General features: G+C 63.0%; 12 protein-coding genes and 2 pseudogenes. 9 read left to right on the forward strand and 5 right to left on the reverse strand.

Annotated elements, in window-relative coordinates; all coding sequences use genetic code 11:
• The 5 genes and pseudogenes from AC1D34_RS24110 to AC1D34_RS24130 all read left to right on the forward strand — a co-directional run.
• Positions 1 to 209: pseudogene (locus tag AC1D34_RS24110) on the forward strand (hypothetical protein); the annotation flags it as partial.
• Between the two features lie 147 nt (positions 210 to 356).
• Positions 357 to 3,689, forward strand: coding sequence for a carbamoyl-phosphate synthase large subunit (gene carB / locus AC1D34_RS24115; protein WP_476825545.1), 3,333 nt, complete (start codon positions 357 to 359; stop codon positions 3,687 to 3,689).
• A 102-nt stretch (positions 3,690 to 3,791) separates the two neighbouring features.
• On the forward strand, positions 3,792 to 4,265 hold the full coding sequence (greA, locus tag AC1D34_RS24120; RefSeq protein ID WP_113513985.1) for a transcription elongation factor GreA: 474 nt from the start codon (positions 3,792 to 3,794) through the stop codon (positions 4,263 to 4,265).
• A 76-nt stretch (positions 4,266 to 4,341) separates the two neighbouring features.
• Positions 4,342 to 4,851 (forward strand): hypothetical protein, encoded by a 510-nt coding sequence (locus tag AC1D34_RS24125; RefSeq protein WP_476825546.1) that lies wholly within the window; start codon positions 4,342 to 4,344, stop codon positions 4,849 to 4,851.
• A gap of 126 nt (positions 4,852 to 4,977) precedes the next feature.
• Entirely contained in the window at positions 4,978 to 5,439 is a 462-nt protein-coding gene (locus AC1D34_RS24130) for a hypothetical protein (RefSeq protein ID WP_476825547.1), read from the forward strand.
• On the opposite strand, the gene AC1D34_RS24135 is transcribed toward AC1D34_RS24130, so the two are convergent.
• Positions 5,424 to 5,885, reverse strand: coding sequence for a GNAT family N-acetyltransferase (locus AC1D34_RS24135; RefSeq protein WP_476825548.1), 462 nt, complete (start codon positions 5,883 to 5,885; stop codon positions 5,424 to 5,426). The genes AC1D34_RS24130 and AC1D34_RS24135 overlap by 16 nt on opposite strands.
• A 123-nt stretch (positions 5,886 to 6,008) precedes the next feature.
• The gene (locus AC1D34_RS24140) at positions 6,009 to 6,473 is read right to left on the reverse strand and encodes an Lrp/AsnC family transcriptional regulator (RefSeq protein WP_441489413.1); all 465 of its coding nucleotides are present in this window, start codon (positions 6,471 to 6,473) and stop codon (positions 6,009 to 6,011) included.
• Positions 6,474 to 6,559: 86 nt separating this feature from the next.
• On the opposite strand from AC1D34_RS24140, the gene AC1D34_RS24145 reads away from it, so the two are divergent.
• The 3 genes and pseudogenes from AC1D34_RS24145 (at position 6,560) to trxB (ending at position 9,162) form a co-directional block, all read left to right on the forward strand.
• Complete coding sequence (locus tag AC1D34_RS24145) at positions 6,560 to 7,543, forward strand: mitochondrial fission ELM1 family protein (protein ID WP_476825549.1); 984 nt, start codon at positions 6,560 to 6,562, stop codon at positions 7,541 to 7,543.
• A 92-nt stretch (positions 7,544 to 7,635) separates the two neighbouring features.
• Positions 7,636 to 8,031: pseudogene (locus AC1D34_RS24150) on the forward strand (FAD-dependent oxidoreductase); the annotation flags it as partial.
• A gap of 126 nt (positions 8,032 to 8,157) precedes the next feature.
• The gene (gene trxB / locus AC1D34_RS24155; protein ID WP_476825550.1) at positions 8,158 to 9,162 is read left to right on the forward strand and encodes a thioredoxin-disulfide reductase; all 1,005 of its coding nucleotides are present in this window, start codon (positions 8,158 to 8,160) and stop codon (positions 9,160 to 9,162) included.
• 61 nt (positions 9,163 to 9,223) lie between these two features.
• Here the strand turns inward: trxB and AC1D34_RS24160 are convergent, their stop codons facing one another.
• From AC1D34_RS24160 to AC1D34_RS24170, 3 genes are all read right to left on the reverse strand, one after another.
• Positions 9,224 to 9,628: a hypothetical protein gene (locus AC1D34_RS24160; RefSeq protein ID WP_476825551.1), complete on the reverse strand. Its 405-nt coding sequence runs from the start codon at positions 9,626 to 9,628 to the stop codon at positions 9,224 to 9,226.
• 7 nt (positions 9,629 to 9,635) lie between these two features.
• Positions 9,636 to 11,579, reverse strand: coding sequence for an AAA family ATPase (locus AC1D34_RS24165; RefSeq protein ID WP_476825552.1), 1,944 nt, complete (start codon positions 11,577 to 11,579; stop codon positions 9,636 to 9,638).
• A gap of 289 nt (positions 11,580 to 11,868) precedes the next feature.
• Positions 11,869 to 12,564: a hypothetical protein gene (locus AC1D34_RS24170; protein ID WP_476825553.1), complete on the reverse strand. Its 696-nt coding sequence runs from the start codon at positions 12,562 to 12,564 to the stop codon at positions 11,869 to 11,871.
• Positions 12,565 to 12,736: 172 nt separating this feature from the next.
• On the opposite strand from AC1D34_RS24170, the gene AC1D34_RS24175 reads away from it, so the two are divergent.
• Positions 12,737 to 12,880 (forward strand): helix-turn-helix transcriptional regulator (locus AC1D34_RS24175; RefSeq protein ID WP_476825554.1); only part of this gene is annotated, 144 nt, incomplete at its 3' end.

The following is a 12,880-nucleotide window of genomic DNA, read 5'->3' on the forward strand; positions in this document are numbered from 1 at the left end:
ATGCATCGGCGCTCTATATCGGCATCGCCGCCGGCTCGGCATTGGGCCAGCAGACCCTGCGCCACGGCGCCTCATGGCAACTCGGTTTCGTCGGCGCGATGTGCGAGATCGGTGCACTTACCCTGCTTTGGATCTCCATCCGGCGACGCCGGACCGCGCGTCGCGAACTGGAAATCGGCAGGGCCCCCGTAGCGACGTCTGTGCGTTGAAGAGGGGTAAGCGCGCTTTTCCCTTCCTTCCGCGGCAACCTCCCTCTATAGCGAGCGCCTAGCATTCATTCAGGCGCTCGCTGACTCCCCTTCCCTCGCGGACGGGGATCCGTCCGGCGCGCGCCCGCAAAAGCACTGGCCGGACCCATGCCCAAGCGCACAGACATCAAGACGATCCTCATCATCGGCGCCGGCCCGATCATCATCGGCCAGGCCTGCGAGTTCGACTATTCCGGAACCCAAGCCTGCAAGACACTGAAGGCCGAGGGCTACCGCATCGTCCTGGTCAATTCGAATCCGGCCACGATCATGACGGATCCGGACCTCGCGGATGCCACCTATGTCGAGCCGATCACGCCCGAGATCGTCGCCAAGATCATCGAGAAGGAGCGCAACGTGCTGCCCGGCGGTTTTGCGCTGCTGCCGACCATGGGCGGCCAGACGGCGCTGAACTGCGCGCTTTCGCTCAAGAAGATGGGCGTGCTCGAGAAATTCGATATCGAGATGATCGGCGCCACCGCCGAAGCCATCGACAAGGCCGAAGACCGCGAGCTGTTTCGCGAGGCGATGACCAAGATCGGCCTCGATACACCGCGCTCGCACCATGTCAGGACGCTCGGCCAGGCCCTCGAGGCGCTTGACGACATCGGTCTGCCGGCAATCATCCGCCCCTCCTTCACCATGGGCGGAACAGGCGGCGGCATCGCCTACAACAAGGGCGAATTCATCGAGATCTGCGAGCGCGGCATGGACGCTTCGCCGACCAGCGAAGTGCTGATCGAAGAGAGCGTGCTCGGCTGGAAGGAGTACGAGATGGAGGTCGTCCGCGACAAGGCGGACAACTGCATCATCGTCTGCTCGATCGAGAACATCGATCCGATGGGCGTCCATACCGGTGATTCGATCACCATCGCCCCGGCGCTCACGCTGACCGACAAGGAATATCAGATCATGCGCGACGCCTCGCTGGCGGTGCTGCGCGAGATCGGCGTCGAGACCGGTGGCTCGAACGTGCAGTTCGCGGTCGATCCTGCCACTGGCCGGATGATCGTCATCGAGATGAACCCGCGCGTCTCGCGCTCCTCGGCGCTGGCATCGAAGGCCACCGGCTTCCCGATCGCCAAGGTCGCCGCGCGCCTTGCCGTCGGTTACACGCTCGACGAAATCGAGAACGACATCACCGGCGGCGCGACCCCGGCCTCGTTCGAGCCGACGATCGACTATGTCGTCACCAAGATCCCGCGTTTCGCCTTCGAGAAATTCCCCGGCGCCGAGCCGACCCTGACGACCGCGATGAAGTCGGTCGGCGAAGCGATGGCGATCGGCCGCACCTTCCAGGAATCGCTGCAGAAGGCGCTGCGCTCGCTGGAGACCGGACTCGACGGCCTCGATGAGATCGAGATCGAGGGTCTGGGCCAGGGCGACGACAAGAACGCGATCAAGGCCGCCCTCTCCTCGCCGACACCCGACCGCCTGCTGCAGGTGGCCCAGGCGATGCGCTTCGGCTTCACCGACGAGCAGATCCACGAAAGCTGCAAGATCGATCCCTGGTTCCTCGAGCAGATGCGTGGACTGGTCGAGACCGAGGACAAGGTGCGCAAGCACGGCCTGCCGACGACGCCCGGCGCCTTCCGCCAGATCAAGGCGATGGGCTTCTCGGACAAGCGCCTCGCTGCGCTCGCGAACCTGACCGAGGCCGAGGTGACCCAGCGCCGGCATGCACTCGAAGTGCGGCCGGTCTTCAAGCGGATCGACACCTGCGCCGCCGAGTTCGCCTCGCCGACCGCCTATATGTACTCGACCTATGCCATGCCCTTCGCCGGCATGCCGGCTGACGAGGCCAACCCGTCCGACCGCAAGAAGGTGGTGATCCTCGGCGGCGGCCCGAACCGCATCGGCCAGGGCATCGAGTTCGACTATTGCTGCTGCCATGCCTGCTACGCGCTGCGCGATGCCGGCTATGAGACCATCATGGTCAACTGCAACCCGGAGACGGTTTCGACCGACTACGACACCTCCGACCGGCTCTATTTCGAGCCGTTGACGGCCGAGGACGTGCTCGAGATCCTCGAGACCGAGAAGCGTAGCGGCACGCTGCATGGCGTCATCGTCCAGTTCGGCGGCCAGACCCCGTTGAAGCTGGCGAATGCGCTCGAAGAGGCCGGCATCCCGATCCTGGGCACCTCGCCCGACATGATCGACCTCGCCGAGGACCGCGACCGCTTCAAGCGCCTGCTCGACAAGCTGCATCTGAAGCAGCCCAAGAACGGCATCGCCTATTCCGTCGAACAGGCGCGCATGATCGCGGCCGAGCTCGGCCTGCCCTTCGTCGTGCGTCCGTCCTATGTGCTCGGCGGCCGTGCGATGGCGATCATCCGCGACGAGCCACAGTTCGAGGACTACCTGCTCGGCACGCTTCCGAGCCTGATCCCGTCCGAGGTGAAGGCGAAATACCCGAACGACAAGACCGGCCAGATCAACACGGTGCTCGGCAAGAACCCGCTTCTGTTCGACCGCTACCTCTCGGACGCGATCGAGGTCGATGTCGACTGCCTCAGCGACGGCAAGGACGCCTTCATCGCCGGCATCATGGAGCATATCGAGGAGGCAGGTATCCACTCGGGCGATTCGGCCTGCTCGCTTCCGCCCCGTTCGCTCTCGCTGGCGACCATCGCGGAGCTCGAGCGCCAGACCAAGGCCATGGCGCTGGCGCTCGACGTCGGCGGACTGATGAACGTGCAATACGCCATCAAGGATGGCGTCATCTATGTCCTCGAGGTCAACCCGCGCGCCTCGCGCACGGTGCCCTTCGTCGCCAAGGTCATCGGCGAACCGATCGCCAAGATCGCAGCGCGCATCATGGCCGGCGAGAGCCTCGCGAGCTTCGGACTGAAGCCCGCTGCTCTGACCCATGTCGGCGTCAAGGAAGCGGTCTTCCCCTTCGCGCGCTTCCCCGGCGTCGACGTGCTGCTCGGTCCGGAAATGCGCTCGACCGGCGAGGTCATCGGCCTCGACCGCTCCTTCGACATCGCCTTCGCCAAGAGCCAGCTCGGTGCAGGCTCCAAGGTGCCGATCAAGGGGACTGTGTTCGTCTCGGTGCGCGACGCGGACAAGCCGCGCATCGTGCCCTCGATGCGCATCCTGTCCGATCTCGGCTTCCGCATCCTTGCCACCGGTGGAACGCTGCGCCTGCTGCAGGAGGAAGGCATTCCGGCCGCCAAGATCAACAAGGTTCTGGAAGGCCGGCCGCACGTCGTCGACGCGATCAAGAACGGCGAGATCCAGCTCGTCTTCAACACGACGGACGGCCCACAGGCACTCGCGGATTCACGCTCGCTGCGCCGCACGGCCCTCTTGCACAAGGTGCCCTATTATACCACCTTGGCCGGAGCGATCGCGGCTGCCGAGGGCATCAAGGCCTATTGCAGCGGCGATCTCGAAGTACGATCGCTGCAATCCTACTTCGTCCGCGCCGCCTGAACGGCCGCGCGGCCGAAGCAGTTCTGAAAACGATCGGAAGCTGAACGCAGGCCGCGGGGGACGCGGCCGGCGGGTTCTGGCTTTCGGAATTGGGACGAGAAGATGGATAAGGTTCCTATGACGGTGGGCGGATTTGCCGCCCTCGAGGTCGAGCTGAAGCAACGCCAGCAGGTCGAACGTCAACGCATCATCGCTGCGATCTCGGAAGCGCGCGCACTTGGCGATCTCTCCGAGAATGCCGAGTATCATGCGGCCAAGGAGGCACAGTCCCTCAATGAGGGTCGGATCCTGGAGCTGGAATCGCTGATTGGGCGGGCGGACATCATCGATGTCACCAAGCTCGGCGGCGACACGATCAAATTCGGCGCGACCGTCCATCTGATCGACGACGACACCGAGGAAGCCAAGATCTATCAGATCGTCGGCGAGCCGGAATCCGACGTCCGTTCCGGCAAGGTCTCGATCGGCTCGCCGATCGCGCGCGCCCTGATCGGCAAGAAGGTCGGCGATTCCGTGCAGGTCAATACGCCGGGCGGCGGCAAGTCCTACGAAGTCGTGAGCGTCAGCTTCCGCTGAGGCTTCCGGGGGCATAGAATTGATGCCCCCGGACGATTATCTCGTCGGTGATGCATTGGCATCGGGAGATACAGTCATGACCACCCGTCGCGCGTTTCTCATGTCATCATTGGCGGCCACGGCGCTCGCGTCGTCGCCGCTTGGAGCCACATCGGCGCTTGCCCAGGCGCAAGGTCCGATCGGCGGCATCCATGTCGATGTCTCCCGCCTCGTCGAGCAAGGCTGGGGGCCCAATGCCGGCACGATCAAAGCCGGCATGGAACGGGAACTTCGGACCGCCTTTGCCGGCGCCATCCAACGCGGCGGGCCGGTTCTCGTCGTCAAGGTCCGCGGCATTTACCTGACGAGTTACGCTGGCAATGGCGGCGGCCGTTGGGGCGGTGGCGGCGGCCAGAACAACGACAATCTCGACAGTGAGGCGGTCCTTATCGGCGCAGGCAATCGCGTGCTTGCGTCCTATCCGGTGCTCTCGACCATTTCCGCCAGCAATTCCGGTCCCTGGTATCTCCAGGATATCGATCAGCGCCGCATCGTCAGCCTGATCCAGAACAACGTCGCCTGGATCCGGCGTTACGTCGCCGGCTGATCCCGTTCACAAGGCCGGGATTGCCGTTGTCGCCTATGGCGCCGCACTCGGTGGCGGCGTAGTCCATTGCTTCAGTTGCGCCCCCGCGGAACGCAATACGATGTCTTTGTCCGACAGGAGAGAGCCATGCTGAATCGTCGCGCCGTATTGGCCGCCGCACTCGGCGGCACTGCCTCTGCGTCGTTCGCTGTCCCGGTCCAGGCGGCCGCAGGCGGCGTGCGCGTCGATGTTTCCCACCTTGTTCAACAGGGCTGGGGTCCCAACGCCGCCCTTGTGAAGGCAGAGCTGGAACGCGAACTTGCCGGCAGCGGCCGCGCGGGCTCGACACTTGTCGTCTCGGTGCTTCGCATCAACATGCCGAGCTATTCGGGCGGCGACGCGGAGGAAACCGGCGGCACTGTGGACGGAATGGAATCCGAAGCCCGGCTGATCGCTGCCGACGGACGGGTTATCGCAAGCTACCCGATCGTTTCGTCTTCATCAGCCTCATCCGGAGGCGCCTGGTTCGAGCCCGGCTTCGACAAGCGCCGGCTCGCGGCCTTGGTCCGGACCAACGCCGCCTGGATCAGACGCTATATCGGCGGATGAGCCGCGGGCCGCCTGATCTCGAAGGCGGTCTTGCTGCGCGAGAACCCGCAGGCCTCGTAGAAACCGAGCACCGCTTCGTCCTTTCGCCCCGTCTGCAGCATGACCTTGTAGCATCCCGCCGTCCAGGCCTGCTCGACAGCGGCGCCGATGACCCGCTTTCCAAGCCCCTGGCCTCGAAACCGCGCGTCCGCGACAACATTCTCGATCAGGGCAAAGGGGCTGAGGTTCCTGGTGAGATTCGGCACGACCACGATCACGCAACTTGCGATGGCAGCTCCGCCCAATTCGGCGATGTGAACCGTGATCAGGTCGCTGCCCAGGATCCTATGCCAGGTCTCGGCTGCCATTTCGGCATTCGGACGCGGGTCATCGCGATTCAATTGCGCATAGAGCGCCAGGATGGACGGCAGGTGCTCGATGCCCGCCTTGCGGATCGCGATCTGCATCCGGCCCCCGCTAGATCACGCTGCGTTTGGACGAAATCGTCCAAACGCAGAAAACATGATCGTTTCTCATAGTTTACAGCATGCTTGATGCGAAAAACCGTTGCCGCTTTTTCGCAGCATGCTCTAGCCGAACGGTACGATCGGCTCGTCCTTGACGCGGTCGAGCGCCAGCGCCGTGCGCACATTGCGGACATTCGGCAGCGCAGTCAGCTCTCCGACGAAGTCCTGAAAGGCCTTCAAGTCAGGCGCCACGCATTTCAGGATGAAATCGATGTCGCCCGAGAGCGTCCAGCATTCGCGCACGGCACCCCACTTGCGGATGCGCTCCTGGAATATCGCGAGATCGGCCTCGGCCTGGCTGGCGAGATGCACGAAGGCAAAGCAGACGACCTCGATCCCGAGCTTGCGCTCATCGAGTTGCGCCCGATAGCCGGTGATCAACCCCGCTTCCTCGAGTGCCCGGACACGCCGGAGGCAGGGCGGCGGCGAGATGCCGACCCGGCTCGCCAACTCGACATTGGTCATGCGCCCGTCGGCCTGTAATTCGCGCAGGATACGCAGATCGATTTCGTCGAGTTTGGAACGCACACAGATCCCCAGAGCAAAGTCGCGCTGGTGTAGACGCAGCTCCCACGCGATACAAGGCATCCCAACCACTGCCGCGGAGCCTGCTCTTGCCAGTTGAACCGATCCCGACGATCTGGGTCCTCACCGACGGCAAGGCTGGCGACGAGATACAGTGCCTTGGCGTCGCCGAACGGCTCGGCATCACCCCAGAGATCCGGCACATCGCCCCCGGTCGCCCCTGGAGCTGGCTGATGCCGCGCGGGCCGATTGATCCTCGCGAGGCCTCCCACAGACCTCAAAGCCCGATCCGCCCGCCTTTCCCCGATATCGTCGTCGCTTCGGGCCGGCGTGCCGCCGCCTATTTGCGTGCGGTCAAGAAGGCCTCGAAGGGCAGGACCTTCACCGTCTTTCTCAAGGATCCGAGGATCGGAGCCGGAGCAGCCGATCTGATCTGGGTCTCCGAGCATGATCGCCTGCGTGGCCCAAACGTGCTCGTCACCGTGACATCGCCGCACCGGCTTTCCCCGGGCCAGCTCGCTCAGGCCAGGCAGAGCCCGCCGCCGGCCATCGCCGCCCTGCCCCGACCGCGCGCTGCGGTCATGGTCGGCGGCGACAGCCGGCATCATAGCTTCCAGCCCGATGACATCGTCCGTTTCGCGGACGCACTCGATGCGCTCGCGGGCTCGGGCGTGGCGCTGATGGGCTCGCGCTCTCGACGTACGCCGGATGCGCTCGACAAGGCCATTGCCGAGGTCTTCGCGCGCCATGGCGGCTGGTGGTGGGATGGCACGGGCGCCAATCCCTATGTGCCGCTGCTCGCCAATGCCGATACCGTGGTCGTCACCGCCGACTCGACCAATATCGTCGGCGAGGCTGCAGCCACCGGCGCGCCCCTCCTCGTCTTCGAGCCGCATGGCGGCCACAGCAAATTCGCTCGCTTCCTCGAGGCGCTGAAGCGGCAAGGCGTTGTGCATCATTTCGAGGGACGGCTTGATGGCACCCGCTATGACCCCATAGACTCCACCGGCGTCATCGCGGAAGCGGTGCGACAGGCCTGGTTGCGGCACCGCKCCGAACTCGGCCTCGCGTGAGCATGAGCGGGCCTGGGCTTGCGTCCGCCGCACGAGACCGTATCTGACGGAACGAGGACGCAGCGCCACGCTGCGCGAAAAGGACCGAAACCATGGCTCATACCCATGCCCGCGTAATGATCATCGGCTCGGGCCCCGCCGGCTATACCGCCGCGATCTATGCGGCCCGCGCGCTGCTTGAACCGGTGATGATCTCGGGCTTCCAGCCTGGCGGCCAGCTGATGATCACCACCGATGTCGAGAACTATCCGGGTTTTGCCGACGTGGTTCAGGGGCCGTGGCTGATGGAGCAAATGCGCGCCCAGGCCGAACACATGGGCACCAAGATGGTTTCCGACCATATCTCGAAGGTCGATCTGTCACAGCGCCCGTTCCGGCTCTGGGGTGATGGCGGCGCCACCTATAGCTGCGATGCTCTGATCGTGGCCACCGGCGCCCAGGCGAAGTGGCTGGGTATCCCCTCGGAGCAGGCCTTCCAGGGCTTTGGCGATCGAGAAACGCCCCCGAGCGAGATACTCTGCTTTTATAATCAAAGCGTTGTAGCGAGTTACAATACCGCCAGTCCTACTCGCTTGGCCGCCTGATTCAGCATCATACTCCGAACGGATTTCCCCATGTCGAAGGTCCACCACACCAAGGTTCTGATCATCGGAGCCGGTCCGGCGGGATACACCGCAGCGATCTATGCGGCGCGTGCGAGCCTTAAGCMGATGCTCGTGACCGGCATGACGCCAGGTGGTCAGCTAACCATCACCACTGACGTCGAGAATTACCCGGGCTTCGCGCACGCGGTTCAGGGTCCCGACCTCATGGAGCAGATGCGTCAGCAGGCAGAGAACGTCGGCACGCAATTGGTCTACGATCTGATCGTGTCGGTCGATCTAGCAGCAAACCCTAAAAAGGCGGTCGGTGACTCGGGCGACACGTATCTCGCGGACACCGTCATCATTGCGACTGGTGCTCAGGCACGCTGGCTTGGCTTGGATTCCGAGAAGGCGTTTGGCGGGCACGGAGTTTCAGCTTGCGCGACGTGCGACGGTTTCTTCTACAGAGGCAAGGAAGTCGTGGTGGTCGGCGGCGGCAACACCGCGGTCGAGGAAGCTCTCTACCTAACCAACCATGCCAGCAAGGTCACTGTAGTCCACCGCCGCGACAGTTTCCGTGCGGAGAAAATTCTTCAGGAGCGGCTATTCGCGAACCCGAAGGTCGAGATCATCTGGGACCACGCCGTTGACGAGATTCTTGGTACCACCGAGCCTCTAAAGTCCGTCACGGGGGTCCGGCTCCGGAATACCAAGACTGGCGAGCTTAAAGACGTTGCGACCCACGGCGTTTTTGTCGCGATTGGTCACGACCCTGCGACCGCGCTCTTTCGCGGCCAGATCGATATGGACGAGACCGGCTACATTAAGATCGCGCCATGGTCTACCAAGACCAGTCAAAGAGGTGTCCTCGCGGCCGGCGACGTTGCGGACCCCACTTATCGTCAGGCGGTGCTCGCGGCAGGCATGGGCTGCATGGCGGCGCTTGAAGCCGAGAAGTATCTGGCCGAGCACAGCTCGAACCCCGAAGTGGCCGCTGAAGAGAAACAGCATTCCGAGATGATCGAAGCCTGGTAGGAATGAATTTTCCTATTCTTCGAACCCTTACACGGCGGTGCAGCCGCTGATTGTAACGAAATCAAAAGTCGATCGCGAAAATCGAGCTTGGGGATTCATGCCTGTCTGGGCGACATCGCTTTAGGGGATAGCGCCTATTTCCACGCCGAAGGCTTGGCGCTGGCCCCGACGCCGGCGTGAAGCCTTCTGCAATCAGCGCCTCAGCAAATGACGGCGGCGTCACGACGGCCTGAAGCAGCTCGGCTAGCTCCCCGATTGAGATCATAATCATCTGCTTCCCGTCACGGCTTGAGACGCTGGAGGTGCCTTGAGCGCCCTGTCTGACGTCTTGATTGAGTAACTCGGGTGCGTTGCCCGACCCAGGCGATGTCCCGGAAAGTTCGGCGAGCAAGTCAAGCAAGGAGGCTTCAGGGTTCTTCGCCACATGGGCGGCAAGGCGAACTCGTTGAACGAACTGCTCATTCATTGGATCCTCACTGGGCCGTGCTGGTAGCAACAAGTTCTCGACCGCTCTCCGGCCGCGTTCCGACGCCTGCGAACAACTTCACTGCATCGACGCCGGTGAGGCGCTTCGTTTCAAGAAGCTTCTCCGTCGTGCGGTCCAGTGCGGCCCKGTGGATCTCTACGAGCGAGCGCGCCCTCGCCATTTGCTCATCCAGAATGTTCTCGACCCGCTCCCGAACGGTTTGCGACGTATGGAGCAATCGAAGCAGCTCCGCCTCCCCGTCCCCCGCCAAAAAGGCCAACCCTACTCCAAGCCCGTAGGACGCTTCGAGCCGCAGCGCCACTAGGGTCGCCAGATGGAGATCACTGCCACGAGTTCCGCCGCCGCCAACCGACCGACTACCCAGTATGACCTCCTCCGCAGCAATGCCCCCCAGCAGGAAACAGATCTCGTCAAGCAGCGCTTTGGTCGTGATTTCGGCAACGCTATTCCTGGTGATTTGGACGCCGCCCAATGCTTGGTACCCCGAGTGCAGCTCGGCCGTGTCGCGGATCTCCACGAACTCAAAAGGCCTCTCCAGCACGACCGCGACAGTGGCATGGCCGGCCTCGTGGATCGCCGCGCGGCGCATCATCTTTTCTGGGATCGCAATTGTGGGCGGAAGCGACGTCAGGAGGTCAGTGATCGAGATGGCTCTCCGCGCCCGGCGAGCCAACCGACGGGCTTCGCGAACGAGTTGCTCCAATGCAGCTCCACTCCAGCCCTCTGTCCGGGCGACGATCGCAGACAGGTTCTCGGTCCGAAGCGCATTCTCAAGATGCCAGCGAATGATGCCTTCTCGAGCGGGACCGTCAGGGAGAGGCATTCGGACATGGCGATCCAAGCGTCCCGGTCGAACGAGAGCGGCGTCGAGCCGATGCGGGTGGTTGCACGCACCGACCACAATCACCCCTTCTCGTTGCTCGGCGCCGTCGATGCATTCGAGCAAGGCTGCGACGACTTCCGTGCAGTACTGGGCGTTGTGGTCGGCGAACTTCTCCCGATCCCCGACTGCATCAATTTCATCGATGAAAATGATGGAAGGAGCCTTGCGACGTGCCTCGTCGAAAGCCGCCCCCATGGCCTTAAGCAGTTCGCCAAGGTGACCGCGGGCCTGCCAGCGCGCGAGCGAGCCAAGAACGAGATGGACGTCGCAGGTGGCGGCAAGCGCCTTCACGAAGGTCGTCTTGCCCGTTCCCGTCGGCCCGCTGACGAGGATACCCTTGTCGACATCGGCCCAGCCAATCCTGCCCTCGCGCCAGTCCTTGAGGTCGATGGCAAGTTCTCGTGCCCAACCGCCCGCCTCTCCAAGGCCATGCAAGTTCTCGATGAGGAGCTGGCGCTTCCCGACCGGCGGCGCCTTTGCAATCGCCTTCCGCATGGAGCCAAGCGATTGGGAAACGGGTCGCCCGCGTCGGAGCATTGCGCTGATCAATGCAAGAGGCATCGACGCAAGTTCTTGTGCCTGCTGCGTGCTCACCCCTTGGTGAAGACAGATTTCGCCCGCGCCCACGAAATGGCGAGGCTCTGACGCCGCGAGTTCAACGATGCCGTCGACGGCTGCGAGTACCATGGCCGGCACCTCGGCAATGTCCGTGGCCAGGACGACAAAGCGGTCCTCTTTCAGGAGACCGACACCAGTCGAATCCTTCGTACCCTTGCTCCAATACTCGGCGGCCACGACGACCTTCGCGCCCGAATCCGTGTCGTAACGAACGGGGCGAGCGACTGGCAAAGATGCGAAATGAACAGCCTGTCTGTAGTCATCCACGTCGGCGTCAACCGGCATGACCAAGACCAGCGCCACTGCCTCACCACGACGCAGTTGCGGGTAACTCCGACAGTCCCGGATGACGGTGCAGTAGGCCAGGAAACGACCCACCTTCTTGGTGACTGGAAACCGCTCCCGGAGCGCAATGTGCCTCCGATCCATGGGGAACTCCTCTTGAAGCCGGGCTGTATCGGACCTCTCGCGATGTCGAGCGATCCCGACGCGGCTCGCAGCCGATTGGGGCAATCGCTCTGCCGAGTCCGCTGTAGCTCTCCCTGAGCCGATCGTGACAGGGCGGGCGGTCGGCATTCGCCGCTGATCGCGCGTGGATCCGAGCCAGCCGATGATCTTGCTCACGAGGCTGGTGAAGGATCGCGATGCCGCGAGCTTTCGGCTGGCAGTCAGCGGCTTGCATCTTTTGCCCGATGGCGGCACGGCCTACGCGCTCCCGCTAGAACRCATCGTGCGGGAACTCCAACAGAGAGCTGCCCGTTGTCTTGAGCACGGCATGAGCGATCACCTCCGCCGCCATCGCTCGAAGCGATGACAACGCAATTCGACCCTCTACGATGAGCGGCTCTGACCTGAAATCGAACCACGGAATGCCACCTGGTTGGATCACACGGTCGCTCGTTGGCGCCGGAAGCCGGAGACGTCGCGTGACGCGACCAAGGATTGGATCGTAGTCCAACTGACGCATTGCCGATGGCCAGCCCACCGGCAAAATCCATGGCAACGCGAGACCCGGTTGTGCGGGCACGCCAGCAATCTGGTGGAAATCCCGAGCAACCTGCTCAACATCAGCGGAACTCGTCGACATGGGCAGCAGCATTCGAACTGCGGGATCGGCGATCCATCCTCGGTCAAATGTGGACGCCGGAAGGTCAACGACTATCGCCTCGGTTCTCGGGGCTTGGCCTACGCACACCTTGATTTCTGCCAAGCTCGGAGCGCGCTTATTGGCTGCGAACCATGTCGCCCCAAAGGGGGCGGCCGCCTCTCCTTGGAGCATTGGCTGCTCATCGCTCGCCGTGACCTGGATGTGAAGCGTATCCAACCCGAGCTGGCTCAATCCAAGAGCTAGCAGGAGGCTGGCGGTCGTCCTACCCGAATACGCACTCGAGCCGGCAATGAGGAAAGTCTCCATTCCCACTTCCTTTCGAATCCTTGCTGCGGCCGATTCGGGAGGAGCCTATCAACGGGAAAGCGCGAGATCCATATGGAATGACAAATATTTGTCTTATTAGGTCAATTTACGCCTCATTGGGCAAATTGTTGACAAGCTGGATTTCACTATCTTCCTGTGCTTTTTCAATGGAATGCTTACTTCCGGACGGTTCCTGAAAGCGGCCCGCGTTGGCTTGGGACTAAGTCCCGAGCAAGTCGCCGAGGAAGCAGGGATCAGCCGCACCTCCCTGAGCAGGTTAGAGGCGGGATCTGACAAGGTCGCGCTGAAGCTGTTC

The sequence above is a fragment of the Allobosea sp. P1_A7 genome (assembly GCF_056406775.1).

What these genes read in the sequence shown, in the direction of transcription:
- carB (WP_476825545.1), top strand. Translation starts at nt 357, where the DNA reads ATGCCCAAGCGCACAGACATCAAGACGATCCTCATCATCGGCGCCGGC.
- AC1D34_RS24135 (WP_476825548.1), bottom strand. Translation starts at nt 5,885, where the DNA reads ATGCAGATCGCGATCCGCAAGGCGGGCATCGAGCACCTGCCGTCCATC.
- greA (WP_113513985.1), top strand. Translation starts at nt 3,792, where the DNA reads ATGGATAAGGTTCCTATGACGGTGGGCGGATTTGCCGCCCTCGAGGTC.
- AC1D34_RS24160 (WP_476825551.1), bottom strand. Translation starts at nt 9,628, where the DNA reads ATGAATGAGCAGTTCGTTCAACGAGTTCGCCTTGCCGCCCATGTGGCG.
- AC1D34_RS24125 (WP_476825546.1), top strand. Translation starts at nt 4,342, where the DNA reads ATGACCACCCGTCGCGCGTTTCTCATGTCATCATTGGCGGCCACGGCG.
- AC1D34_RS24130 (WP_476825547.1), top strand. Translation starts at nt 4,978, where the DNA reads ATGCTGAATCGTCGCGCCGTATTGGCCGCCGCACTCGGCGGCACTGCC.